Source organism: Phascolarctobacterium sp., assembly GCF_030531065.1.
Lineage (GTDB): Bacteria > Bacillota > Negativicutes > Acidaminococcales > Acidaminococcaceae > Phascolarctobacterium_A.
Map to the genome: position 1 here is coordinate 86,034 of NZ_JAUNOQ010000006.1, position 23,593 is coordinate 109,626.

23 protein-coding genes are annotated in these 23,593 nt (G+C 53.8%); 19 read left to right on the forward strand and 4 right to left on the reverse strand.

The genetic code is table 11. The features are described from left to right. Positions 1 to 42: 42 nt before the first annotated feature. On the reverse strand, positions 43 to 1,086 hold the full coding sequence (locus Q4E64_RS05600) for a YhcG family protein (RefSeq protein WP_303166769.1): 1,044 nt from the start codon (positions 1,084 to 1,086) through the stop codon (positions 43 to 45). Positions 1,087 to 1,126: 40 nt separating this feature from the next. After that, positions 1,127 to 1,801, reverse strand: coding sequence for a metal-dependent hydrolase (locus Q4E64_RS05605; protein WP_303166770.1), 675 nt, complete (start codon positions 1,799 to 1,801; stop codon positions 1,127 to 1,129). 172 nt (positions 1,802 to 1,973) lie between these two features. Between Q4E64_RS05605 and Q4E64_RS05610 the strand changes: the two genes are divergently transcribed. The 9 genes from Q4E64_RS05610 (at position 1,974) to Q4E64_RS05650 (ending at position 11,768) form a co-directional block, all read left to right on the forward strand. Continuing rightward, positions 1,974 to 2,957 (forward strand): glucosaminidase domain-containing protein, encoded by a 984-nt coding sequence (locus Q4E64_RS05610; RefSeq protein ID WP_303166771.1) that lies wholly within the window; start codon positions 1,974 to 1,976, stop codon positions 2,955 to 2,957. A 33-nt stretch (positions 2,958 to 2,990) separates the two neighbouring features. After that, entirely contained in the window at positions 2,991 to 3,473 is a 483-nt protein-coding gene (gene trmL, locus Q4E64_RS05615) for a tRNA (uridine(34)/cytosine(34)/5-carboxymethylaminomethyluridine(34)-2'-O)-methyltransferase TrmL (RefSeq protein WP_303166772.1), read from the forward strand. Beyond that, the gene (gene queD / locus Q4E64_RS05620; protein WP_303166773.1) at positions 3,470 to 3,832 is read left to right on the forward strand and encodes a 6-carboxytetrahydropterin synthase QueD; all 363 of its coding nucleotides are present in this window, start codon (positions 3,470 to 3,472) and stop codon (positions 3,830 to 3,832) included. The genes trmL and queD overlap by 4 nt, the downstream gene beginning before the upstream one ends. After that, the gene (gene folE2 / locus Q4E64_RS05625) at positions 3,829 to 4,593 is read left to right on the forward strand and encodes a GTP cyclohydrolase FolE2 (RefSeq protein ID WP_303166774.1); all 765 of its coding nucleotides are present in this window, start codon (positions 3,829 to 3,831) and stop codon (positions 4,591 to 4,593) included. The genes queD and folE2 overlap by 4 nt, the downstream gene beginning before the upstream one ends. Before the next feature lies 1 nt (position 4,594). Next, on the forward strand, positions 4,595 to 5,785 hold the full coding sequence (folP, locus tag Q4E64_RS05630) for a dihydropteroate synthase (RefSeq protein WP_303166775.1): 1,191 nt from the start codon (positions 4,595 to 4,597) through the stop codon (positions 5,783 to 5,785). After that, the gene (gene folK / locus Q4E64_RS05635) at positions 5,769 to 6,281 is read left to right on the forward strand and encodes a 2-amino-4-hydroxy-6-hydroxymethyldihydropteridine diphosphokinase (RefSeq protein ID WP_303166776.1); all 513 of its coding nucleotides are present in this window, start codon (positions 5,769 to 5,771) and stop codon (positions 6,279 to 6,281) included. Before folP ends, folK begins: the two co-directional genes overlap by 17 nt. A gap of 35 nt (positions 6,282 to 6,316) precedes the next feature. Beyond that, positions 6,317 to 7,537 (forward strand): peptidase T, encoded by a 1,221-nt coding sequence (pepT, locus tag Q4E64_RS05640; RefSeq protein WP_303166777.1) that lies wholly within the window; start codon positions 6,317 to 6,319, stop codon positions 7,535 to 7,537. Positions 7,538 to 7,916: 379 nt separating this feature from the next. Further along, positions 7,917 to 10,922, forward strand: coding sequence for an ESPR-type extended signal peptide-containing protein (locus Q4E64_RS05645; RefSeq protein ID WP_303166778.1), 3,006 nt, complete (start codon positions 7,917 to 7,919; stop codon positions 10,920 to 10,922). A gap of 72 nt (positions 10,923 to 10,994) precedes the next feature. Further along, positions 10,995 to 11,768, forward strand: coding sequence for a hypothetical protein (locus tag Q4E64_RS05650; protein ID WP_303166779.1), 774 nt, complete (start codon positions 10,995 to 10,997; stop codon positions 11,766 to 11,768). A gap of 80 nt (positions 11,769 to 11,848) precedes the next feature. Here the strand turns inward: Q4E64_RS05650 and Q4E64_RS05655 are convergent, their stop codons facing one another. Together Q4E64_RS05655 and Q4E64_RS05660 are read right to left on the reverse strand one after the other, a co-directional pair. After that, the gene (locus tag Q4E64_RS05655) at positions 11,849 to 14,899 is read right to left on the reverse strand and encodes an efflux RND transporter permease subunit (RefSeq protein ID WP_303166780.1); all 3,051 of its coding nucleotides are present in this window, start codon (positions 14,897 to 14,899) and stop codon (positions 11,849 to 11,851) included. Next, the gene (locus tag Q4E64_RS05660; RefSeq protein WP_303166781.1) at positions 14,899 to 16,020 is read right to left on the reverse strand and encodes an efflux RND transporter periplasmic adaptor subunit; all 1,122 of its coding nucleotides are present in this window, start codon (positions 16,018 to 16,020) and stop codon (positions 14,899 to 14,901) included. The genes Q4E64_RS05655 and Q4E64_RS05660 overlap by 1 nt, the downstream gene beginning before the upstream one ends. A gap of 412 nt (positions 16,021 to 16,432) precedes the next feature. Between Q4E64_RS05660 and Q4E64_RS05665 the strand changes: the two genes are divergently transcribed. The 10 genes from Q4E64_RS05665 (at position 16,433) to udp (ending at position 23,569) form a co-directional block, all read left to right on the forward strand. Then, positions 16,433 to 16,873, forward strand: coding sequence for a PaaI family thioesterase (locus Q4E64_RS05665; RefSeq protein WP_303166782.1), 441 nt, complete (start codon positions 16,433 to 16,435; stop codon positions 16,871 to 16,873). Between the two features lie 68 nt (positions 16,874 to 16,941). Then, positions 16,942 to 18,081, forward strand: coding sequence for an acyl-CoA dehydrogenase family protein (locus tag Q4E64_RS05670; protein WP_303166830.1), 1,140 nt, complete (start codon positions 16,942 to 16,944; stop codon positions 18,079 to 18,081). 133 nt (positions 18,082 to 18,214) lie between these two features. Continuing rightward, on the forward strand, positions 18,215 to 18,496 hold the full coding sequence (locus Q4E64_RS05675; RefSeq protein ID WP_303166783.1) for a nucleotidyltransferase family protein: 282 nt from the start codon (positions 18,215 to 18,217) through the stop codon (positions 18,494 to 18,496). Then, complete coding sequence (locus Q4E64_RS05680) at positions 18,486 to 18,842, forward strand: DUF86 domain-containing protein (RefSeq protein ID WP_303166784.1); 357 nt, start codon at positions 18,486 to 18,488, stop codon at positions 18,840 to 18,842. The genes Q4E64_RS05675 and Q4E64_RS05680 overlap by 11 nt, the downstream gene beginning before the upstream one ends. A 10-nt stretch (positions 18,843 to 18,852) precedes the next feature. Then, positions 18,853 to 19,305, forward strand: a complete 453-nt coding sequence (lspA, locus tag Q4E64_RS05685; RefSeq protein ID WP_303166785.1) for a signal peptidase II — start codon at positions 18,853 to 18,855, stop codon at positions 19,303 to 19,305. Beyond that, on the forward strand, positions 19,260 to 20,207 hold the full coding sequence (locus Q4E64_RS05690) for an RluA family pseudouridine synthase (protein ID WP_303166786.1): 948 nt from the start codon (positions 19,260 to 19,262) through the stop codon (positions 20,205 to 20,207). Before lspA ends, Q4E64_RS05690 begins: the two co-directional genes overlap by 46 nt. Before the next feature lie 64 nt (positions 20,208 to 20,271). Beyond that, positions 20,272 to 20,823 carry a bifunctional pyr operon transcriptional regulator/uracil phosphoribosyltransferase PyrR gene (gene pyrR, locus Q4E64_RS05695; protein ID WP_303166787.1) on the forward strand — a complete coding sequence of 184 codons (552 nt, stop codon included), beginning with the start codon at positions 20,272 to 20,274 and terminating at the stop codon, positions 20,821 to 20,823. Between the two features lie 25 nt (positions 20,824 to 20,848). After that, on the forward strand, positions 20,849 to 21,487 hold the full coding sequence (locus Q4E64_RS05700; protein WP_303166788.1) for a lactate utilization protein: 639 nt from the start codon (positions 20,849 to 20,851) through the stop codon (positions 21,485 to 21,487). 48 nt (positions 21,488 to 21,535) lie between these two features. After that, positions 21,536 to 22,762 carry a phosphopentomutase gene (locus Q4E64_RS05705; RefSeq protein WP_303166789.1) on the forward strand — a complete coding sequence of 409 codons (1,227 nt, stop codon included), beginning with the start codon at positions 21,536 to 21,538 and terminating at the stop codon, positions 22,760 to 22,762. A gap of 12 nt (positions 22,763 to 22,774) precedes the next feature. After that, entirely contained in the window at positions 22,775 to 23,569 is a 795-nt protein-coding gene (udp, locus tag Q4E64_RS05710; protein ID WP_303166790.1) for a uridine phosphorylase, read from the forward strand. Positions 23,570 to 23,593 lie beyond the last annotated feature (24 nt).

Consider the following 23,593-nt stretch of genomic DNA (forward strand, 5'->3'; position numbering starts at 1 on the left):
AACTATTAAAATTTCAATGTAGCAATTGCTGATCCTGGCAGGTTAATCGTTATCTTTCTTATGCCATTTTTCCAAAACAGCTTCAACCTGGCGGATTAAATCCTCCTTGTTCGGCATATACAACACATAACGAGATGCAAAAATGTTGTTAGACAGGCCGCCTAGGGCATATTCCGCTGTTACGCTGTCTTTATCAGTACAGAGTATAATGCCAATGGGAGGATTATCGTCCGTGTCGTTAACTTCAGCGGCATAATAATTTAGATACATGTTGATCTGCCCGGCTGCTTCCGGAGTTAGCTTGGTGGTTTTGAGTTCAACTAGAATATAGGCGCGAAGTATTTTGTTGTAGAAAACCATGTCTGCGTAGTAGTGAGTATTGTTGATGGTTATACGCTGCTGTGTGCCGACAAACATAAATCCACGGCCTAATTCCAGCAAAAATTTTTCAATCTGCTGCAACAACGCGCGTTCCACATCACTTTCCATCACAGGCTTATTTTCTGGCAGACCGAGAAATTCAAAAACATAAGGATCCCGAATAATATCTGCGGGCTGGGTGATTTCATTACCTTTGAGTGCGAGCTCCAATACCTCTTCCTTATTCGTATCGCCGCGGGATAGCAGCAGTCGTTCAAACAAAGAGCTATCAATCTGCCGCTTGAGTTCCCGGACTGACCAATTTGCATTGATCGCTTCTTTTTCGTAGAAGCTGCGTTTGCTGGCATCGGAGATTGATAGCAGCTCACAATAATGTGACCAACTCAATTTGCTAGACAGCGTCTGGCATTTTTCATAGGATAAATAAAATTGCCGCATATTTTGCAGATTTGAACGCGAGAAGCCTTTTCCAAACTCTTTGGTCAGTTCTGTGGAAAGAATTTTCAATGTCTGTTTGCCGTAATCAGCACGCTCAGGGTTGGACTGCTCATATTCACAGATAATGCGGCCAATATTCCAGTATGTTTTCAACAGCTCGTTGTTTACTTGTCTGGCTACATTGCTGCGGGCCGTATCCAAAATCAACCTGATTTCATTAACGACAGGTACGAGTGTTGAATTGTTCGTTAAATTGGTACTTACCATATTGGAGCCTCGCGTGTGATAATTTTCGTCATATTCGTTTTTACAATAACTCAATGACCTCGCCCGGTTTAACTACGAGCACTTTGCTGGCGGTTTTGCTTTCGACGTCGGCTTTGAAGGCGTCGACATCCTGAGCGATGGGCGGCCAGGTGTTGTAGTGGATGGGAATAACGTATTTGGCCTTTAAAAATTCGCAGGCAAGGGCGGCGTCGTGCGGGTCCATGGTAAAGTTGCCGCCGATGGGCAACACTGCGTAATCGAAGGGATCGAGCTTGGGCAGAAGCTGCATATCGCTAAAGAGCGCAGTATCGCCGGCGAAATAAAGTTTGGTGCCGTAAAAATCGACTACAAAGCCGCAGGCGTGGCCGCCGGGGACGCCCGCGCCGTGGAAGGCGAGCGTTACGCGTACTTTGCCGAAGGGGAAGGTATATGTGCCGCCCAAATGCATGCCGTGCGCCTGGCAGCCTGCTTCCGTCGCCATACCGGCGATTTCCGCAGTAGAAATAATCGTAGCGCCGCAGTTCTTGGCGATTTCAAAGGCGCTGCCGAGATGGTCGAAGTGACCGTGGCTGATAAAAATGTAATCGACTTTGATATCTTTCGCCGTTAAGTCCTGCGGGTTGCCCTCCAGATAGGGATCGAAAATAATCGCGGAATTATTTTTCGCAATGGCGAAGCAAGCGTGATTGATATAATGAAATTTTGCAGCGGTCATGATGATGTTCCTCCTTTGCGTGGGACGCGCGCGGGCGCGCCGCCTTCTATAATTATATTATACTAAAAAAATAGGACTTTGTGAATTAAATGCGATAAGCTTTTGAAAACCTTTACAGCGGCTTGCGTTATGGGGTACAATGTTAGATATTAAACTTTAGGAGAAGTAATAGATGGATTATAAAAAAATCGTAGCCGTTTGCGTAGGCTTGAGCTTTTTGACCGCCGTGGGCATGAGCGGAGCCGAGGCGAAAAGCAAAACGGCGCAGGCCGCCCAAAAGGTGGCGGCGAAGCTGCTGAAAAAGCAAAGCAAGAACAAAAATAAAAATCAGGTGACGCTCAAGAGCGGCCCGTTGGGCGGGATCAACATCGTTACCGACGGCAAAAAAACGCAAGCGGATAAGCAAGCCGAAAACGCTGACGCCAATAAAAAGACGAGCGCCGCGTCCGCTTCTGCGCAAAGCGGTCTGGTGAAGAAGGACGGCAAGGTTTATTTTTCCGGTACGGAGCTGCCGGAAAATTATCAGAGCATCAGCATCTTCGGCGAAGCGGAAGCGACTAAGGCGCAGGCTGTGGCGCTGATTAAAGCCAACAATCCGCAGGTACGTCTGTCCTGCAGCGTGGAGGAGCTGGTAGATTTATACTGGCAGGAGGCGGAGCGCGAAAGCATCCGTCCCGACCTGGCTCTGGCCCAGTCCGTTGTAGAAACGGGCTTCTACCGTTACGGCGGCGACGTGCAGCATCACCAGAATAATTTTTGCGGCCTAGGGACTACGGGCGGCGGCGTGAGCGGCGCGTCCTTTAAAACGCCGGAAATCGGCGTGCGGGCGCATATCCAACATTTGCTGGCTTACACGCAAAAGCGGCGGCCTAAGACGGCCATCGTCGATCCGCGCTACGAGCTGGCGCATAATATCCGCCTGGAGCGCGGCGTGGTGGACACCTGGTACGGGCTGAACGGCACGTGGGCCATGGGCAGTCTGTACTGCGAAAAAATCATGGCCGCTTACCAAAAGATGCTGGCTATGCAGGCAGAGGAGCCGAAGGACGCGGCTAAACGTGAAGATAAGAAAGAGAAAAAGAAAAAGGATAAGAGCGCGCAAAAGCGCGGCAGTGTGCGCGAGCGCATCGACAAGATTTTAAAGGATAAAAAATAATCGGCAGGATAAATTAAAGCGGGGGATGTAAGTATGCATATAGTTTTGGTGGAACCGGAAATTCCCGGCAATACTGGCAATATCGCGCGGCTGTGCGCCGCTACGGGCTGCCATCTGCATTTAGTGCGGCCGCTGGGCTTTTCGGTGGACGATAAATATTTAAAGCGCGCCGGGCTGGACTACTGGCATTTGGTGGATATCCATTATTATGACAGCGTATACGAGGTGTTGGAAAAGTACAGGAGCAATTCCAAATTTTTGCTGACGACCAAGGCGCACAAATCCTACGCCGATGTGCGCTACGACGCGGACAGCCTGCTGATTTTCGGCAAGGAAACAGCCGGGCTTCCGGAAAAGCTGCGGCAGGAATATGCGGACAGCTGCGTGCGCATTCCCATGATCGAGGAGGCGCGTTCGCTGAATTTATCCAATTCCGTGGCTATCGTGGCTTATGAAGCGCTGCGTCAGGTGGATAATTTTGCCGGGCTGACTCTTTATGGAGGCGAATATAAGTGATTATCATTAAAGAATTTGATTTTGACGCGGCGCATTACCTGCCGGCTTATAACGGCAAGTGCGAGCATCTGCACGGGCACACCTATAAGCTGGTGGTGAAGGTGGAAGGCACGCCCGACTACGAGGGTATGGTTATCGATTTTATCAAATTAAAAAATTTGGTGAAGCAGGAGGTGCTGGCGCAGTTGGACCACGCCTGCATCAACGATATTATCCCCGTGCCGTCGGCGGAAAACATTTGCGTGTGGATTTGGCGCAGGCTGGAGCCGCTGCTGCAAAGCGAGCGTTACCATTTATATGAAGTAGAAGTGTGGGAAACGCGCACCAGCGGTTGCGTGTACAGAGGTGAAGCGCTGTGAAGGACGTACAAAGCGAAAAGGATCTGCGCCACATCCCCTTGAAGCATGTGGGCATTAAGAACCTGCGCTGGCCCATCGAGCTGATGGACAAGGAGCGCGGTACGCAGCACAGCGTGGCGAACGTGACGCTGGCCGTGGATTTGCCTCACGATTTGCGCGGCACGCACATGAGCCGTTTTGTGGAGTGCCTGCGTACCCTGGGGCCGGTGGGCTTAAACGAGATTGAAAATATTTTGGATAAACTCAAGGAGCATTTGCAGGCGGAAAAGGCGTTCATGCAGCTGGAGTTCCCGTACTTTATTACGAAGGCCGCGCCGGTCAGCGGCATGACCGCGCCCATGGATATGGACTGCGTGTATAAGGCGGAAAAGGGCGAGCGCTTTAAGCTGCGTATTACGGCCGTGGTGCCGGTGCAGACGTTGTGCCCCTGCTCGAAGGAAATCAGCGATTACGGCGCGCATAACCAAAGGGCGTGGGCGAAAATGGAAATCGAAGCAAGCGAATTGGTGTGGCTGGAGGAATTAGCCGCTTTAGCTGACGCCGCCGCGAGCGCGCCCGTGTACGGCTTGTTGAAGCGTCCCGATGAAAAGTTCGTCACCGAACGCGCCTACGATAACCCCCGCTTTGTGGAGGACGCCGTGCGCGAGATTGCCTTGCGCCTGGAGGCCGACAAGCGCATTACCTGGTACCGCGCCGAGGTGGAAAGCGTGGAAAGCATTCACAACCATAACGCTTTCGCCGTTGTAGAAAAGGGTGAGTGAAATGCTGCTGAAGATTAACAGAGAGCTTTTGCCCGAAGCCATAGGCAGCGTGGGCGCGAACGCGGCCAGCCTGCCGATTTTTGCCAATAAGTCCGAGATACTGCCCTATAAGCTGGTGCAGGTGCGTACTCCGGCCGCGAATATTTTAAAGCAGGAAATGCTGGCTGCCGGCGGCGACGCCGTGGTGCCTGCGGGCTGCATAATTAACGCCGCTAAATACGTCGACGTCGTGCTTTTGGGTACGCGCAAGCATTATAATTTGCTACTGCGCAAGCTGGCGCTGATGCCGTACTTTGGCCTGCAGCAGATAGCGGAGGAATTGCAGGCCGTTTTGCAGCCTGCGCCGCTTTATACAACGCTGGCTGACGGCAGAAGACTGACCTACGAGCAGCTGTGCGTCATGGGCATTTTAAATATTACGCCCGATTCCTTTTACGCAGGCAGCCGCGTGTCCCTGCAGGAGGTAGTGGAGCGCGCAGGCCGGATGCTGAACGAGGGCGCTGGCATTCTGGATATCGGCGGCGAGTCCACTCGTCCGGGCAGCGACAGCGTGGATGTGGAGGAGGAACGCCGCCGCGTGATGCCGGTAATTACCGAGCTGCGCCGGGTCTATCCCCAGGCGGTGCTGTCCATAGATACCTACCATGCGGCTACGGCGGCGCTGGCGCTGGCGGCGGGCGCGGACATTATCAACGATATCAGCGCTATGGAGGCCGACCCGCAGATGCTGGAGGTGGCGGTGCGCAATAAGGCGCCCATCATTTTGATGCACATGCGCGGCACGCCGAAAAATATGCAGCAGAGCTGCGAATACGCCGACGTGGTGCAGGAGGTAGCCGTGTATTTGGCGCGGCGGGCGCAGCTTTTGCGCGAGCGCGGCGTGGGCGCGGATAAAATCATTCTTGACCCCGGTATCGGCTTTGCCAAAACCGTGGAGCAAAACCTGCTTTTGATGCGCGATTTGCAAGCGCTGACCAGCTTTGGCTACCCTGTGCTGCTGGCGGCGTCGCGCAAGAGTACCATAGGCGCGGTGCTGGGCGGCGTGCCGGCGGAGGAACGATTAGAGGGGACGATTGCGACCAGCCTGCAGGCAGTGTACGCGGGGGCGCAGCTGGTGCGCGTCCACGACGTCCGGGAAAACGTGCGGGCGATCAGAATGCTGGAGGCAATTAAAAATGTGCGGCAGCAATGAGCCTGCAAAGAATAAGCGGCATACGGCCTATGTGGCGCTGGGCAGCAATTTGGGCGATAAAGAAGCGCATCTGCGCCGGGCGCTGTTGCTTTTGCTGCAGCAGGGCGTAGAAGTAGAACGCGTTTCTTCTTTTATTATTACGGAGCCTTACGGCGTGACGGACCAGCCGCAGTTTTTAAACGGCGTGTGCCGCGTGCGCACTGTGTTGCCGCCGTTGGCGCTTTTGCGTACGCTTTTGGCGGTAGAACGGCAGATGGGGCGCGTGCGTTTGCGCCGTTGGGGCGAGCGCAATATCGATTTGGATTTGTTGCTTTACGAAGATGTGCTGCTGGACACGCCGGAGTTGCGCTTGCCCCACCCCGATATGCAGAACAGGGATTTTGTTTTGCTGCCCCTGGCGGAAATCGCCCCCACTTTGCAGCATCCTACGCTGCATAAAAGCATGGCGCAGCTCCAGGAAGAGCTTTTAGCTAAAGCGTTTGCCGGGCGGGCGTGACGGCTAAATTTAGAGAAAACGAAAGAAGCAAGACTATGGATATTTCATTAGACGTTTTATTAAAGCGGTTTACCGCTTACGCGCAAATCGACACTACCTCGGACGATAAATCCGCGTCCTTTCCCAGTGCGGAGCGCGAGCTGGATTTAGCGCGCTATTTGGCGGACGAGCTGCGGCGCGTTGGCTTGAGCGAGGTAGAAATGACGCAATATGGCTACGTGCTGGCGACGCTGCCTGCCAACGGCGCGGACGACGCGCCTGTCATAGGGCTTATCGCCCATATGGATACCAGCTGCGAAGCCAGCGGCGCTAACGTGCAGGTAAAGCTGCATAAAAATTACGACGGCGGCAGTATTAAGCTGAACGCGCGGGACGAGCTGCGCCCGGAGGATTTCCCGGAGCTGCTGCATTACGTGGGGCAGGATATCATTACCTCCGACGGCACGACGCTGCTGGGCGCGGACGATAAGGCAGGCATCTGCGCTATCGTTACGGCCTGCGAATATCTGCTGGCGCATCCCGAAATTACACACGGCAAGCTGCGTCTGGCCTTTACGCCGGACGAAGAGGTGGGGCGCGGCACGGAGCATTTTCCGCTGGCAAAATTTGGCGCGGATTTTGCCTACACCGTCGACGGCGGCGCAGTGGGCGAGCTGAATTACGAAACCTTTAACGCCTGCAACGCGCATATTGTTTTTCATGGCGTCTCCGTCCATCCGGGCAGCGCGAAAAATAAAATGCGCAACGCCGTGACCATGGCCGCCGAATGGCAGCTGGCGCTGCCCATGGGCGAGCGTCCGGAATACACAGAGGGCTATGAGGGCTTTTATCATACGCTGCGCATTGCTGGCGGTACGGATAAAGTAGAAATAGACATGATTCTGCGCGACCACGATAAGCAGATTTTAGAGCAGCGCAAGGAATATTTGCTGGGCTTGGCTCGCTTTATGCAGCAAAAGTACGGCGCAGGCACGGTGGAATGCGAGCTGAAGGATTGCTACTGCAATATGAAGGAATACATTATGCCCGTATTTGAAATTGTGGAGCGCGCCGAGGCCGCCATGCGCACTGCTGGCGTGGAACCGGCGCTGACGCCGGTACGCGGCGGTACGGACGGTTCGCTGCTGTCGGCAATGGGGCTGCCCTGCCCCAATATTTTTACCGGCGGACATAATTTCCACGGGCGCTTTGAATATTTGCCTTTGCAATCGTTGCAAAAGCTGGTGGAGGTTTTGGTAAATCTGACGATGGCGTGAGGGGCGGAAACGAAAAGTAAATTTAGGGTGGCTTGGCGCTAATCTTTTAAGTGATGATGCTGGAGCTTTGGTTTTATGACTGAAGCTCCGGCGTTATTTTTTTATTTACTAAACGCTTACAAAAACGAAAAAATTGAAGCAGCTCGCGCGTTAGCGCGACAATACAAAAGTGCTCGATGCACTTTTGGTTGACCGGGGGGGACAAGCGTGTATAATAAAAGGGAAACAAGGTATGTTTTGAGAACTGTTTTTGTTGTCACCGTAGGTGACTGGCGAGTGGACGTTATTCTACGGTAGCATGCTGTAGTAAATCTTTAATTACCCATTTGATTTATTTACATAAAGGCTGTAGCCGATATTTTAGATTGGAGGGCGTGTTATGAACAAGATATTCAAAGTGGTGTGGAACAAGGCGCGGGGCTGCTACGTGGTGGCGTCCGAATTTGCCAAGAGCCGCACAAAAAGCGGCAGGGCGGCGAAGGCCGCAGCCGTGGCGGTAGCGGCGGCATTGACGTTGGGGATGAACGGGCTGGCGCTGGCGGCTAATGGTGCTGGCACTGAATATAGTGAAGATTATTCTGCTACTGCAACGCATAAAACTGATATAGCTGTTGGTAATGACGCTAAGGCTGGAGAAAAAATATATCAATATGAAAATGGAAAAGATTGTCCTGATGTTGGCAAAAGTACGGCGGTAGGCGATGGGGCTGTAGCGGAAGATTATCGCAGTACGGCGATAGGTTCAGGAGCTTACGCATCAGGAGCGCTTTATACAAATCATACTGAAAGTGGAGATAAAATTTTTTACGGAGCAAGTACAGCTGTGGGCAGCAACGCTAAGGCTACGAATCACGGCAGCACGGCGTTGGGTAGCGGCGTGCAAGCTTTAGGCGAAGCGTGGACTGTCACTGTTGGCGAAGGTGCGGATAAAAAAACTTATGTTTATAAGGGCGTAAGTACGGCGATAGGACACGGTTCTGTGGCGAGAATGTATGCGAGCATAGCCATCGGCGATGAGGGCACGGCTTATGGCGCCAGAAGCATCGCTATGGGTTCGCATGCGCAGACGGGTTTGCCTATAAAAGCAGACGGTTCGGGTTATAAGAACGAGGAACTTCAAGCGGCTAATGTGGATGGCATAGCAATTGGCACTGATACCGTTTCGAGCGGTAGGGCTGCGACGGCGCTGGGCGCTAGGTCCGACGCGTCCGGGGAAGCCGGTACTGCTACGGGCGCTTCGTCCATTGCGCAGGGCAGGTTCAGTGCGGCGTATGGCGCTGAAAGCAAGGCTTACGGGGAAAACGGTGTAGCTATAGGTAATGGCGCGCAAACAGGATTAACGAAAAAGGTAGACCGAGAGGCATATACGGACGAAGAGCTTAAGACTTTAGAACCGCAAGAGGGAGGAACGGCTGTCGGCACTGACGCCGAAGCGAGCGGCAGAGCAGCTACGGCGCTGGGCGCTAGGTCTACTGCGTCGGCAGAAGGCAGTACGTCTTTGGGCGCATCGTCAGCAGCGCAGGGTACAAACAGTACTGCGTTAGGCGTGGAAAGCAAAGCTACTGGTATTAGAAGTACGACAGTGGGCTATAAATCCACAGCTTCTAAGGCTAATAGCACAGCGCTGGGTTACTATTCCCAAGCGACTGGGTACGCCAGTACTGCAGTGGGTACGGCTATAGATGAAAAGGATTTTTTTACTAAAGCGTCCGGCGAAAGAAGTACGGCGTTAGGCGCTTCCGCGCAAGCAACGGAAAGAGCAAGCACCGCGACCGGCGCTAACTCTCACGCAAACGGAGTTGCCAGCGCGGCGTTCGGTTATAAATCTATCGCAGACAAGAATTATGCTTTAGCGGCAGGCTATGAAGCTCATGCGTATGCAGAAAGTAGCGTAGCTATCGGCAGTTATGCAACCGCTTCCACTGCCAGCAACGTCGCCTTGGGCGCTTTGTCGAACGATTCAGCTGGTACGCTAGGCTATAAACAAAATACTACTGGGTTGGCATTTAGTGATTCCAACGGAAATAATTATGTAGAAATTAGTAAGTTTGCCGGAACTGGTACTAATGTTATAGGCACTGTAAGCGTTGGCTATGGCGATAGCAAGCGTACTTTGACTAACGTAGCCGCAGGCTTGATTTCTTCAACCAGCACGGACGCTATTAACGGCAGTCAGTTATATTATGCGTACCAAGGTTTGCAGGATCAGATAAATACGATCAATACGAAAATTGACGGCAGTACGGGCGGCGGAACAAATCAAGACCACACCGTAAACGGCAATGATAATAAAAAGCCGAATGATACTACGAATTATGGCGATAAGCCTAGTATAAATAGCGGCGCTTGGACTACTGACGGCAATTTGCTGATTAGAGGGGACGAGGATACCAACGGTAATACTTCTTACGATATCAGTCTGAATCCCGACCTTGATTTGAACAGCGTGACTTTTAATAAAACTGTTGTGAATGAAGACGGCGTGAAGTTTGACGAAAATCATTATGTTACTAAGAATGAAATCATGATGGGTAACACCGTAATCAACGACAACAGCGTTAAGGTTGGCGATATTACTGTTAATGAAAATAATATCGACATGGGCGGCAATAAGATAATTAACGTTGCTCCCGGTACAGAAGATACTGACGCTGTAAATTACAGCCAGTTGAAAGAACTGAACCAAAATATCGAAAACAACTCCGTACAAATTAACAAGCTCAAAGGGCGCATCGATAAGGTAGGCGCAGGCGCCGCCGCGTTGGCCGCGCTGCACCCGCTGGATTTCGACCCGGACGACAAATTTTACCTGAGCGCCGGTTACGGCAATTATCGCGGCGAAAACGCTGTGGCCGTGGGCGCGTTCTACCAGCCCAACGACGATACGCTGTTCAGCGTGTCCAGCACCGTGGGTAACGACGACGATATGATTAACGCGGGCGTTACCTGGCGCTTCGGTCAGAGCAGCCACCAATCGCGCTCCAAGAAGGCGATGGCGAAGGAAATCATTGAGCTGCGCACGCGCCTGGCTTCGCTGGAGGCGATGATTTACAGCATGGCGGGAGCAGGTCTTGACCCCGAAAAGAGCAAGCTCTTCCCGGATACGCCGGAAAACCACTGGGCATACGATTACGTAGCGGTAGTGGCTGGCAACGGCATTCTGGAGGGCTACCCCAACGGTCAGTTCGACGGCAGCAGGCCGATGACGCGCTACGAAATGGCGGCGGTGGTGTACCGCCTGTTGCAAAAGGGCGTGCAGGTGGACAACCGCATGATTCAGGAATTTGCGCCGGAGCTGGCCCGCGTAAGGGTGGACACCTTGACGCATTACAACGACGGTACGCCGCATATCCAGCGTGTGCGCGTAATCAAGGATCGCGGCTAAGGGCGGCGTAAGAATTTGGCGTTAAGTTTTATGATTGCAGGTTGCAAGTCGTATGCATGGAGGTAGCAGAGCATGAAGAAAAAATTTATGACGGTCGCGTTGTGCGGACTGCTGGCGTTTGCCGCCAGCGGTTTCGCCGCAGCAGCCGAGGAAAATAAAACTGCCGCAGCTGAAGAAGCTGTGGCGCAGGCAGAAATGCAAAATGAAAAAGAGTCGCAGGAAATTACGTTGCGCGTGGCGATTACGGGGCATGAAGCGGGGCGCATCTATAAGGTGACGGACGAGGAGGGCAACGTGCTGCGCGCGGACCTGGGCAAGCACGGCGGGCGTATGCTGAACCGCCACCCGTTTATGCTGACGGCGGAGGTGGCGCAGGACGAGCAGGGCGAGGTATTGAAGCTGAAAAAGGTGGAATATGTCGACCCCGCGCCGCTGATTGAAAAGCAGCCGGAAAAGCAAGGGCAGCAGGTAAAAGAAGAAACTCATAAGGCGGATGATTACCGCGACCACGCTTACGGGCACGATTTAAGCAAGAGCCATCAAAAGCGTTTTTATCAGTACAATATGGCCAACTTGAGCGAAGCTGATTTGGCGTCGTACAAGAAGGTAGACGTAGCCGCCATCGCGAAGGAAGAGGCGGGGACAAAGGTCGCTTTCGTCGGCAGCGCGGTGCGGACGGTGGAAAAGGATAAGGTAATCCGCTTCTGGGGCGGGCCGGTGAAGGGCGGCCACGTGGAAGTAATTATGAACGACGCTTACGTGCCCCTGGGGCAGCGCAGCACGGTGTACGGAACGGTGCAGGAAGGCGGCAGGGTGTCGCTGAAGCGTTTGGACAGCGTGGAATAAATTAAAAGTATAAAAAAGCAGCTTGTCAGTCATTGTGCTTTAAAGGCACGCGCGGCTGGCAAGCTGCTTTAATTTTGTTTTTACGCTTTTACTCTAAAGATAATGGCATACAGTACGGGAAGTACCACTAAGGTAAGCAGCGTCGCGCCGGTCAGGCCGCAGGCGATGGCCACGGCCATAGCGTTCCAGAATTGGCTGGCGAACATGGGGATGAGACCCAAAACTGTGGTGAAAGCGGCCAGCATAATGGGACGGAAGCGCACGATGGCCGATTCAACGATGGCCTCTGATTGCGTCATGCCCGCGTCCAGATGCTGCTGGATCTGGTCGACAATGACCATGCTGTTGCGGATGATGGTACCCGTCAGCGCCAGAATGCCCAGCTCCGCCATAAAGCCCAGCGAAGCGTTGAAGAGCAGCAGGCCGAAAATAACGCCGATAATGCCCATGGGCGCGGTCAGCATGATGACGACGAGCTTGCGGATATCCTGCAGCTGCAGCATGATGAGAATCATAATCAGCAGGATCATCAGGGGCACAGGCTGCAAGAGATAATTCAGCGTTTTTTTGCTGTCCTCCAGCGAGCCGCCGATTTCAATACTCATGCCTGCTGGAAGCTGGGAACGCAGCTCTGCCAGCTGGTCGTAAATTTGCTGGGTAACGTCGTTGCCCGTAACGCCGGGGACAAGGCCGCCGTTGACGGTGATGGTGGGGCGCAGGTTGCGCCGCCAGATCATATTATCCTCGCTGGTATATTCCACCCGCGCCACTTGCGACAGGGTAACGGCGCCGCTAGCGGTGGGGATGGCGACGGCCTCCAGCTGCGAAATATCGGCGCGTTCTTTGGGATCCAGACGGAAAACGATGCCGATTTCTTGGTCGCCCTCTAGATAGGTGGCGGCGGTGTAGCCGGATACCTGCGCCTGCAAAGCGGTGGCTACGGCCTGTCGCGTCAGACCCATTTGCAGCAGCTTATCGTTATCGATGGTGATTTTAACGGCGTTGCTTTGCTCCAGCCAGTCCAGCCGCGTCATATTCACATAGGGATGCGCCGCCATAACTTCGCGCACCTTTTGCGCGTATTCTTTAACCTGCTTATCGTCGCTGCCGCTGACGCGCAGCATTACGGGATAGGGAGCGGGCGGCCCCAGGGGAATAGTGCGGGAGTAGACCACGGCCTCCGGCAGCTGCTCTGCTGCCAGCTGATTGATGCGCTTATCCAAACGCTGGCGTGCTTCTACGCTTTTGGCTACGACTACCAGCTGGGCGTAATTATCGCGCGGCTGCACAGGGTCGATAACCAGCACGAAGCGGGGAGCGCTTTTGCCGATATAGGTGCTCACGTGGTCAAGGTCTTCGTCGTCCTTGATGAGCTCGGTCAGCTTACGCGCCGCAGCGTCGGTGTTTTTTATGGAGCTGCCTTCGGGCAGGTTCAGCTCTACTAAAAGCTCCGGACGCACGGAGGCGGGAAAAAATTCCTGGCTGACAAAGCGCAGCATATAGACGGAAAAGCACAGCACCGCGGCGGTGACGCCGACGATAATTGCCTTATGCTTCAGCGACCATTGCAGCAGGCTGCGGAACTGGCGGTAGAAAAAGCTGTCGTAGCTGTCCGCCTTGATGACGCTGGGGCGAATCCATTCGTAGCCCAGCACCGGCGCCAGCGTGGCCGATACCAGCCAGCTCAGCAGCAGCGTTACGCTCATGACGGGAAAAAGGCTGTAGGCAAATTCCGAAGCGGAGGCTTGGGAAAAGGCGATGGGCATAAAGCCCAGGCAGGTAATGACCGTGCCGGTGAACAGGGGCCAGGCGCAGGTCTTGAAGGCGTAGGACGCGGCCTCCTTGCGCTCCATGCCCTCGGACATTTTGACCTCCATCAGCTCCACGACGACGATGGCGTCGTCCACCAGCATGCCCAGCGAAATGACCAGCGCACCCAGGGAAACCTTGTGCAGGTCGATGCCCAGCGTCAGCATCGCGGCGAAGGAGCCGAGCAGAATCAAAGGGATGCAGCAGGAGATGACGTAGCCAGCCCGCCGTCCCAGACTGAACAGGCTGACGGCCAGCACGATGATGATGGCTTCGTATAAGCTTTGGCTGAATTCGCTGATGGAAGCTTTTACGACTTCCGGCTGGTTTGCTACCTGGTTAAGCTCCAGCCCCAGCGGCAGTTCGCGTTGGATGCGTTCGATTTCTTTAGCCAGGTTTTCGCCCAAGCGGATATTGTTGCCGCCGTCCTCCATGGAGATGGCGACGCCCACGGCAGGCTGGCCGTTATAATACATCAAGGGGTCGGGCGGGTCGGCGTAGCCGCGGCTGATTTGCGCAATATCGCCCAGGCGGAAGACCTTGCCGTTGGCGTTAATGGGAATGGCCGCAATATTTTCCACGCTGCTGGGGCTGCCGCTAATGCGCAGGTAGGCGTTGGCCGTGTCCGTTTCCACCATGCCGGAGGGAGTAACGGCTGTTTGCGCTTTAACCGTGGCGGCGATAGTTTCTAAATCCAGCCCCAGCCGCGCCAGCTTATCTGCTTGCATCTGCACGTAGATTTTTTCCGGTTGCACGCCGACCAGCTCTACCTTTTTGACGTCGGGAACGGCGAAAAAGTCCAGCTTGATTTTTTCCGCATAACGGCGCATATCCTCGTAGGAATAGCCGTCGCCCGTGAGCGCGTAAATATTGCCGTATACGTCGTCGAAACGGTCGTTATAATAGGGACCGTAAGAGCCCGTGGGCAGCTTACTTTGCGCGTCGCCCACCATATTGCGCAGCTCCAGCCAGCGCTGGCGCACCATGTTGCCCGTGACCTCGTCCTTGAGCGTGACGGTAATGACGCAGCTGCCCGGCCGGGAATAGCTGGTGATTTTATCTATCTGCGGCAGGTTCTGGATTTCTTTTTCAATCGTATTGGTCAGATGCATTTCCACATCCTTGGCGCTGGCTCCGGGCCAGGCGGCGGACACTACCATCTGCTTGACGGCGAAGCTGGGGTCCTCGCTGCGTCCTAAGGATTTAAAGGCAAAAAGCCCCATGACCAATACTAAAAAGGCAAAGAAGTATACTAATTGGCGGTGCTCGATGGACCATGCCGCCCAGTTTGTTTGTTGGCGATTGTGCTTATCGGCGGACATCAGGACTCACCGCCTTCCTCCACGCGAACCTCCTGATTAGGGGTAAGCTTGCTCAGCCCTGCGGTAATAATAACGTCGCCGGGGGTTAGGCCGTCGGCAATGCGCACCATATTGCCTTCGTACCCGGCTATCCGCACGTCGGTCAGCTGGGCGTGCTTGTCGCGTACTACCCATACCTGGGGCTGTCCGTCCACCTGATAAAGCGCGGTGGCCGGAATAAGCAGCTGTTGGGAGCTATCTGTGTCGCTGAGCAGCGTGACCTTGGCGGTCATGCCGAGACGGGCTGCTTCCGGCAGGTCTGGCACGGCGATGCAGACCTTATAGGTGCGCGCTACCGGGTCGGCCATGGGAGCGATTTCCCGCACCGTGCCTGCGGCGGTTACGTTGGGCAGCGCCCAAAAGCTGATTTGCGCAGGCTGTCCCAGCTGCACGCGCGCGTCTTCGGGTACGTTGATTTGTATTTCGCGCTGACCGCTGCGCACCACCGTGGCGATGGGCGTTCCGGCGGCCACTACCTGGCCTATTTCCGCATTAACGGCGGCCACTACGCCGTCGGCGTCGCTAACGAGCTGCGTATAACCAAGCTGATGGCTGCTGATATTGGCCTGGGCCCGGGCTTGGCGCAGAGCGGCGCTGGCTGCTTCCAGCTGCGTATTATATTGGTCGCGCACGGCTTCGCTGACGGCTCCCTGAGCGTACAGAGAGTTGTAGCGGGCGGCGTTGTCGGCTGCCAGCTTGTGGTTGGCGGCGGCGCTGGCCAGCTGGGCGGAGTCTGCCTCCACGCTTTGGTTAACGTCCTTGGGATCCAGCGTCAGCAGCACTTGCCCTGCGGCGACGCGGTCGCCCACGTTTACCATACGGGCGTTAATCTTGCCTGCGACCTGAAAGGCCAGCTGGCTTTCGTAACGGCCGCGTACTTCGCCCGGGTAAACGCTGCCAACGTCGGCTGCCGCAGTGCCTGCGGTAAAGGTGCGTACCAGCGGGACAACTTTAGCTTGCTCCGGCGTATTAGTAATATTGCGGTACAAAACTGCGCCTCCGCCCGCAAGCACGATTACGGCGAGGGCGGCGGCTATTTTCTTTTGGTTAGCGGGATTGCTTAGGATTTTCTTCATCATCATAATCACCACGCTGTAAAATTTTTAATCGTTCAATTAAATTATAGGCTTCTTAATGCACTTGCGTCAAGCGACAAGAGTGTGAAGTACAATCAGGGCGTTGGGGTAAAGCAAAAGCCCGGTCGTAGGGAGCGGGTCGGTGTATTTTTCTTTATATATTTGTGATTTGTTACTATGCTATTGTCAGAAGATAAGAAGCGGCTAAATAAAAATCCCTTCTTAATTTATCCTTGACAAGGGGTACACTTTAGTCTGCTTTAATTTTTGTAGCGCAGGACTTTTTATAGGATAAGAAAATTAGCCCTGCTGCAATGTTTTTTGCACTAAGGTGTTGAGTTAAAAGCGAATTTGTGATAAAATATCAAAGATATAATGACAGTAGTATTTGCATCTGGCGAAAGGATGGCGATGGCCGGTGGTGGAACAGGTAAAGGATGTTCCCGCTTACATCCGCAAAATGTACGGTTACAATTCCTTTATGACTAATTTTGGCGTTCATATTGATGAAGTAACCTGCGGCGGAGCGGTCGTTAGTCTGGAAATCGATCCGTTGAAGCATTTTAATCATCGCGGCATTTGTCACGGAGGCGTATTGGCGGCCTTGGCCGATTCTGTCCTGGGAGTGACGGGGGCCAGCGTAGGCGCAGCGGTAGCCACGCTTAATTTCAGTATGAATTTTATCCGTAATGTGCATAGCGGCGGACGGGTTTATGTTAGAAGCAGGATTCGCCACAATGGGCATAAAACCATGGTAATCGAAGCTGAAATGTATGATGCAGATGATACCTTAATGGCAACTATTTTGACAACGATGTTTGTTGTCGGTCGTTTTGAAGAAATACCCGCCAAATGGTGAACCTATCCGCAGTAGTTTGGAAGGGAGAATGATTGCGGCCTGTCCGCAAAATATTTAAGGAGGATATGATGGATTTTGCACTGAACGAGGAACAACTTGAATTACAGGAAATGGTGAGGGAGTTTGTTGAAAAGGAAATCGCTCCCTATGCCGCTGAAATGGATAAAGAAAACCATATGCGCGACGGCCTGATTGCCAAGGCTGACGAAATGGGCCTTTTGAATGTTATCGTTCCTGAAGAGCTGGACGGCCCCGGTCTGGACAGTATTTCTATCGCAACTATTTATGAAGAGTTGGGCAAGGGCTGCGCAGGCGTAGCTACCAGTCTGGCCGCCAACAGCCTGGCAACTGTGCCCGTGCTTTTGGCCGGCACTGACGAGCAAAAGAAAATGTACTGCGACGTACTGAATAACGGCGGCCTGGCCGCTTTCGCACTGACTGAACCCGGCGCAGGCAGCGATGCGGGCGGCGTTTCCACCCGTGCGGAAAAAAATAAAGAAGACGGCACGTATACTCTGAACGGCACGAAAATGTTCATTACCAACGGCGGCCTGGCCGATATTTTCCTGGTATTCGCCAACACGCGCAAAACCGGCGGCATCCGCGGCTTGACTGCGTTCATCGTGCCGAAAGGTACTCCGGGCTTTACCATTGGTAAAAAAGAAGACAAGATGGGCATTCGTCCCTCCAATACCTGCGAGCTGGTGCTGCAGGACGTGGTTATTCCCGAATCCTATCGCGTAGGCCGCGAGGGCGAAGGCTTCCGCATTGCCATGAATACTCTGGACAGCGCCCGTCCTTTCGTTGGCGCTGTTTCCGTTGGTATCGCTCAGGCTGCTTTGGACTGCGCTGTAAAATACGCTAAGGAGCGCCGTCAGTTTGGCCAGCCCATCGCTTCCTTCCAAATGGTACAGTCTATGCTGGCAGATATGGCCATGAAGGTTGAAACTGCCCGCCTGCTGGTGCTGAAGGCCTGCTGGATGCGCGACCAGGGCATGGAATTTTCCAAAGAAGCCGCTATGGCTAAATGCTATGCTGCCGACGTAGCTATGCAGGTTACTACCGACGCCGTACAGGTAATGGGCGGCTACGGCTACACCAAGGAATATCCTGTAGAGAAGATGATGCGCGACGCTAAGATTATGCAGATCTACGAAGGCACTAACCAAATCCAACGCCTGGTTATCGCCAACAAGCTGCTTTACTAAGCTTAAAGATTATGTCCCCTGCTGTAACAAAGCAGGGGATTTTTTTGTAAGTTTGTGTGCCGGCTATATTTTCATGCCGTGATTGTGGTATAATAAACAAAATGGTTTGTTGTGTGTTAAGGAGGAATGAATTATGGATATTGCGCAAATGAAAAATATTGTACATACTGTGGTTCATGAATTTCCTATAAAAAAAATTACGCTTTTTGGCTCGCGCGCAGATAATACTAATAGAAGCGACAGCGACGTGGATTTGATTATTGAATTTTATCAGCCGGTATCTTTGTTGACTTTATCGCAGGTACGCCTGCGTTTGGAGGATTTGTTCGGACTGCCCGTCGATGTTGTGCATGGGCCTATGCGCTCAGAAGATTTGTTGGAAATAAGTCATGAGGTAGATTTATATGTCGCGTAGGGACAAAATTATTTTGCAGAAAGTAATAGCAGAAATAGATATTGGCTCTGATATGTTGGGGGAAGTAGGCTTAGAACAATTTTTAATTGATGAAAAATTGAAGCGAGCTATTTGCATGACAGTTATCAACATCGGTGAGCTGATAAAGAATATTACTGATGAAACCAGAAATATTTATCCTCTGATTCCTTGGAAAGCTATTGCCGGGATGCGCGATTTAACGGCGCATAAATATCAGACGCTGCGCATGGAAGACGTCTATAATACGGCAAAAATAGATTTTCCGAAACTCAAACAGGATTTGCAAAAGGTATTAGACAAATTATATAACAATACAGAACAATAGGAGAACTTATATGTTTTATGGTTTGCTGGCTTTGGCAGTGGTGCTTGCGGATCAGCTGACAAAGCTTTATGTGGCGGCGCATTTTGCGGTGGGGGAAAGCGTGCCGGTGATTGAAAATATTTTTCACTGGACGTATATTTTAAATCCGGGCGCGGCCTTTGGCATTATGGAGGGAAGCCGCTGGCTGTTCGTGGTCATTGCTTTGGCGGTGATGGGCTGCGTGTGGTTCCTGCGGCGGGAAATTGCGGCTAACGGCCCTTGGGCCTGTTACGGCGCGGCGCTGTTTGTCGGCGGCGCTATCGGCAATCTTATCGACCGCACCCGTCAGGGATTGGTGATCGACTTTTTTGATTTTCGTATCTGGCCCGTGTTCAACGTGGCGGATATCGCTATTTGCGTAGGAGTTGGAAGTATTATATGGAGTATAGTGCAAACGGAGCTGCTGGCGAGCAGGAAAAACTGATTATTACGGAGCAGGAGGCCGGCCAACGCGCCGACGTTGCGTTAGCGGCGCTCTTGGAGCTGACGCGTTCCAATATGCAGAAGCTGCTGGAGGAGGGACGCGCCGTGAAGGGAGCTAAGGTAATCAAAGCGAACTACAAGCTGAAAGCAGGCGACGAAATTACAGTTACGTTGCCCGCGCCCCAGCCCCTGGACGTGCAGCCGGAAAATATTCCCTTGGATATTATTTACGAGGACGAGGACGTAGTAGTGGTCAACAAGCCGCGCGGCATGGTGGTGCATCCTGCGGCGGGAAATTACAGCGGCACCCTGGTCAACGCGCTGCTGTACCACTGCAAAAATTTGTCGGGCATCAACGGCGTGATTCGTCCGGGCATCGTCCATCGTTTGGATAAGGATACCAGCGGCATTATGATTTGCGCCAAAAACGACGCGGCGCATCTGTCCTTGTCGCAGCAGATTCAGAATAAAACGGCACAGCGCGCTTATCTGGCCGTAGTGCGCGGCAATATTAAGACTGACGAGGGCGTTATCGAAACCCTTATCGCCCGCGATAAAAACGACCGCAAAAAAATGGCGGTGGTTAAAGAGGATGGGCGTCAGGCCATTACGGAATACCAGGTGCTGGAGCGCTTCGGCAAGTACACTATCGTGCGCTGCAGGCTGCGCACCGGGCGCACGCATCAGATTCGCGTGCATATGGAATATTTAGGCTATCCGCTGGTGGGCGACCCTAAATATTCGCCGATGAAAACGCCCTTCGCTATTAACGGGCAGGCGCTGCATTCCCAAACCTTGGAGTTTGACCATCCGCGCACCGGCCAGCGGCTGCATTTTGAAGCGCCCTTGCCGGAGGATTTGCAGAAGATTGTGACGCGCCTGCGCTTAGGGCAGTTTAATTAGTTTATTTTGCTCTGACCATTGGGAGCAGGGCTGGCAAAGATAAAATTTTTTAGAGGTGACTTAAATGAGCAATTTTGTAAAAAAGAATGTGATTATGGACGCCGACGCTATGCGCCGCGCCATCGTGCGTATTTCCCATGAAATTATCGAAAGGAATAAGGGCGTGGAAAACGTGGTGCTGGTAGGCATCCGCACTCGCGGCGTGCCCATTGCCGAGCGTCTGGCCGCCGCTATTAAGGGCATTGAAAATGTGGAGCTGCCCGTAGGTATGCTGGATATTACCTTATACCGCGACGACCTTTCCACACTGGCCTATAACCCCATCGTACACGGCACGGAAATCAATATCGATTTGCAGGGCAAAACTGTTATTCTTGTGGACGACGTGCTGTACACCGGGCGCACGATTCGCGCCGCTTTAGACGCTATTATCGATATGGGGCGTCCTAAGGCTATCCAGCTGGCAGTGCTTATCGATCGCGGCCATCGCGAGCTGCCGATTCGCGCCGATTTTGCCGGCAAGAACGTACCGACCTCGCATAAGGAAGCCATCAATGTTTATTTGGCGGAGCAGGACGGTAAGGACGAGGTAGTTATCGGCGATTTGGAGGACTGACGGCTGCTGGGCAGGAGGCAGATTTATGGAACAGGCAGAAATTTTACGCAATCAATTGTTAGGCGAAACGCTGGTGAAAAAATTGAGTCAGCGCGGCTTCGGCGCCTATTACTGCGCTGATAAAAACGCGGCGCTGGCTAAAGCGCTGGAGCTGATTCCCGCGGAGGATGTGGTGTCCTGGGGCGGTTCCGTAACGATTAAGGAAATAGGACTGCTGGACGCCGTTAAGCGGCGCAATCCCGTTATCGACAGGGATACGGCGGCTAATGCTGAAGAAAAAACGGAGCTGATGCGCCGTGCGCTTTTGTGTGATACTTATTTGATGAGCGCGAACGCCATCAGCAAGGACGGACAGCTGGTAAATATTGACGGCAACGGCAATCGCGTGGCCGCGCTGATTTACGGGCCGAAGCAAGTACTTGTTATCGCCGGCATGAATAAGGTGGCCGGTACGCTGGAGGGGGCGCTGGACAGAGCGCGCAACGTGGCCGCGCCGATTAACGCCGCCCGTTTCGCCGGGCTGCCGACGCCCTGCGCCAAGACTGGCGCGTGCGCTGAGTGCGCTTCGGCGCAGAGCATTTGTTCCCAGGTGGTTATTACCAGAACCTGCCGCGTACCGCAGCGCATTAAGGTCATTTTGGTGGGCGAGAGCCTAGGCTTTTAATTACGGCAAGCGTTTCGTAGCTTATCTTGTGCAAGGCGGGTGAAAAAAATGGCGAGAACGATAATTTTACTTTTAGATTCTTTTGGCGTCGGCTATGCCCGCGACGCGGCGGCCTTTGGCGACGAGGGCGCCGATACCCTGGGGCATATTTGCCAATGGTTTGCCGATAACCGCAGGGACGCGCAGGGCAAAGCGCAGCCCTTGTACCTGCCGAATCTGGCGGGCCGCGGCCTGCAAAAGGCGGCGGAGCTGAGCCGGGGCGCGGCGCTGCCAGCTGCGTTAGGCGCGGAGCATAGCGTGGGCGCGTATACCTACGCCCAGGAGGTGAGCCGCGGCAAGGATACCTTGAGCGGGCATTGGGAAATTGCGGGCGTACCGGTAACTTTCGATTGGGGTTATTTCCCCGACGTACCCAAGTGCTTTCCGCAGGATTTAATTGATAAGCTGGTCGCGCAGGGAAATCTGCCCGGCGTTTTGGGCGAGAGCCATGCTTCCGGCACGGAAATTATTAAGGAGCTGGGCGAGGAGCATCTGCGGACGGGTAAGCCCATCGTTTATACCTCGGCGGACAGCGTTTTGCAAATTGCGGCGCACGAAGAAGCTTTCGGCTTGGAACGGCTCTACGCTTTGTGCAAGCTGGCCTTTGAGTTGGTGCAGCCGTATAAAATCGCCCGCGTTATCGCCCGCCCCTTCGTGGGGACGTGCGCGGAAGATTTCGTCCGCACGACCAACCGCCACGATTACGCAGTGCCTGCGCCGCAGCAGACGCTGCTGGATAAAATGACGGCGGCGGGGGGCAGCGTGTACGCAGTGGGCAAGATTGCGGATATTTTCGCTCATCGCGGCATTACGAAGCACTACGCGGCGGGCGGTTTAGAAAAATTGGTGGACGCTACGGTGCAGGCTGTGCAGGACGCGCCGGATAACGCTATCGTCTTTACGAATTTTGTGGATTTTGATTCCAGCTACGGCCATCGCCGCGACATTCGCGGCTACGGCGAGGCTTTGGAATATTTTGATAAACGGCTGCCGGAAATTACCGGTTTGCTGCGGCCCGACGATTTGCTGCTGATTACGGCGGATCATGGCAACGACCCCAGCTGGCAGGGCACTGACCACACGCGCGAAAAAATTCCCGTGCTGTTTTCCGGCGCGGGGACGCGCTGCGGGCAGCTCGTTCCCATGGATACCTTCGCCGATATCGGCAGAACGATAGCCGATTATATGGGGTTGGAGCCGACCTTTATGGGGAAGGCTGCGGTTTACGCAAAGTAAGGGGGCGGTTTTATGGCAAAAAATTACGCCGCTTTTGACGAAGCGATGTATCACGTGGGCTTCGCTAAAAAAGCTTTGCAGGGCGCTGCGCTGGCCGTGCTGCCGGGCGACCCCGGCCGCGTGGAGCCTTTGGCCAAAACTTTGGGCGAGGGCGCGCAATTTATTGCCAGCCATCGCGAGTATACCAGCTGGCTGACGCGCGTCGAGGGCGCGCCGGTTCTGGTGTGTTCGACGGGCATGGGCGGGCCGTCCGTCGGCATTTGTCTCGAAGAGCTGGCGCGGCTGGGCATTACGCATGTGATTCGCGTGGGCACGACGGGGACGATTCAGGAAAAAATAAATTTAGGCGACGTGATTATCAATAAAGCCGCTGTGCGGCTCGACGGTACGTCGGGCCATTATGCGCCGCAGGAATTTCCTGCGGTAGCCAGCTTCAGCGTCACGGGCGCGTTGGCGCAGGCGGCAAGCTCTTGCGGCGCTCCCTTTCACGTGGGCGTTTCCGTTTCCAGCGACACCTTCTGGCCGGGGCAGGAGCGCTACGATAGCTTTACCGGCTACGTGCCGCGGCGTTTTCAGGGCAGCATGCGCGAATGGCAGGCGTTAGGCGCGCTCAACTACGAAATGGAAACCTCCGCGCTTTTTGTCGTCAGTCAGGCCTTGGGCTTGAAAGCGGGCGCGGTTTGCGGCGTGGTAGTAAAGCGCACGCAGAGCGAAAGCGTGGCTGCGGACGACGTTTATCTCAGAGCGCTGGCCTATCAAATCAAGGTAGTGCGCGGCGCGATAAAAATTTTGCTGCATATCGGTTGATTTGCGTCCGTGAGGAGGTGCAAG

Bases quoted from the DNA above. Each gene is read 5' to 3' on its own strand.
- pepT (WP_303166777.1), top strand. From the start codon at position 6,317: ATGGATATTTCATTAGACGTTTTATTAAAGCGGTTTACCGCTTACGCG.
- Q4E64_RS05705 (WP_303166789.1), top strand. From the start codon at position 21,536: ATGGCGAGAACGATAATTTTACTTTTAGATTCTTTTGGCGTCGGCTAT.
- Q4E64_RS05700 (WP_303166788.1), top strand. From the start codon at position 20,849: ATGGAACAGGCAGAAATTTTACGCAATCAATTGTTAGGCGAAACGCTG.
- Q4E64_RS05680 (WP_303166784.1), top strand. From the start codon at position 18,486: ATGTCGCGTAGGGACAAAATTATTTTGCAGAAAGTAATAGCAGAAATA.
- lspA (WP_303166785.1), top strand. From the start codon at position 18,853: ATGTTTTATGGTTTGCTGGCTTTGGCAGTGGTGCTTGCGGATCAGCTG.
- folK (WP_303166776.1), top strand. From the start codon at position 5,769: ATGTGCGGCAGCAATGAGCCTGCAAAGAATAAGCGGCATACGGCCTAT.
- trmL (WP_303166772.1), top strand. From the start codon at position 2,991: ATGCATATAGTTTTGGTGGAACCGGAAATTCCCGGCAATACTGGCAAT.
- Q4E64_RS05690 (WP_303166786.1), top strand. From the start codon at position 19,260: ATGGAGTATAGTGCAAACGGAGCTGCTGGCGAGCAGGAAAAACTGATT.
- Q4E64_RS05600 (WP_303166769.1), bottom strand. From the start codon at position 1,086: ATGGTAAGTACCAATTTAACGAACAATTCAACACTCGTACCTGTCGTT.
- Q4E64_RS05660 (WP_303166781.1), bottom strand. From the start codon at position 16,020: ATGATGATGAAGAAAATCCTAAGCAATCCCGCTAACCAAAAGAAAATA.
- Q4E64_RS05610 (WP_303166771.1), top strand. From the start codon at position 1,974: ATGGATTATAAAAAAATCGTAGCCGTTTGCGTAGGCTTGAGCTTTTTG.
- pyrR (WP_303166787.1), top strand. From the start codon at position 20,272: ATGAGCAATTTTGTAAAAAAGAATGTGATTATGGACGCCGACGCTATG.
- folP (WP_303166775.1), top strand. From the start codon at position 4,595: ATGCTGCTGAAGATTAACAGAGAGCTTTTGCCCGAAGCCATAGGCAGC.
- Q4E64_RS05655 (WP_303166780.1), bottom strand. From the start codon at position 14,899: ATGTCCGCCGATAAGCACAATCGCCAACAAACAAACTGGGCGGCATGG.
- Q4E64_RS05650 (WP_303166779.1), top strand. From the start codon at position 10,995: ATGAAGAAAAAATTTATGACGGTCGCGTTGTGCGGACTGCTGGCGTTT.
- Q4E64_RS05670 (WP_303166830.1), top strand. From the start codon at position 16,942: ATGGATTTTGCACTGAACGAGGAACAACTTGAATTACAGGAAATGGTG.
- udp (WP_303166790.1), top strand. From the start codon at position 22,775: ATGGCAAAAAATTACGCCGCTTTTGACGAAGCGATGTATCACGTGGGC.
- Q4E64_RS05605 (WP_303166770.1), bottom strand. From the start codon at position 1,801: ATGACCGCTGCAAAATTTCATTATATCAATCACGCTTGCTTCGCCATT.
- Q4E64_RS05675 (WP_303166783.1), top strand. From the start codon at position 18,215: ATGGATATTGCGCAAATGAAAAATATTGTACATACTGTGGTTCATGAA.
- Q4E64_RS05645 (WP_303166778.1), top strand. From the start codon at position 7,917: ATGAACAAGATATTCAAAGTGGTGTGGAACAAGGCGCGGGGCTGCTAC.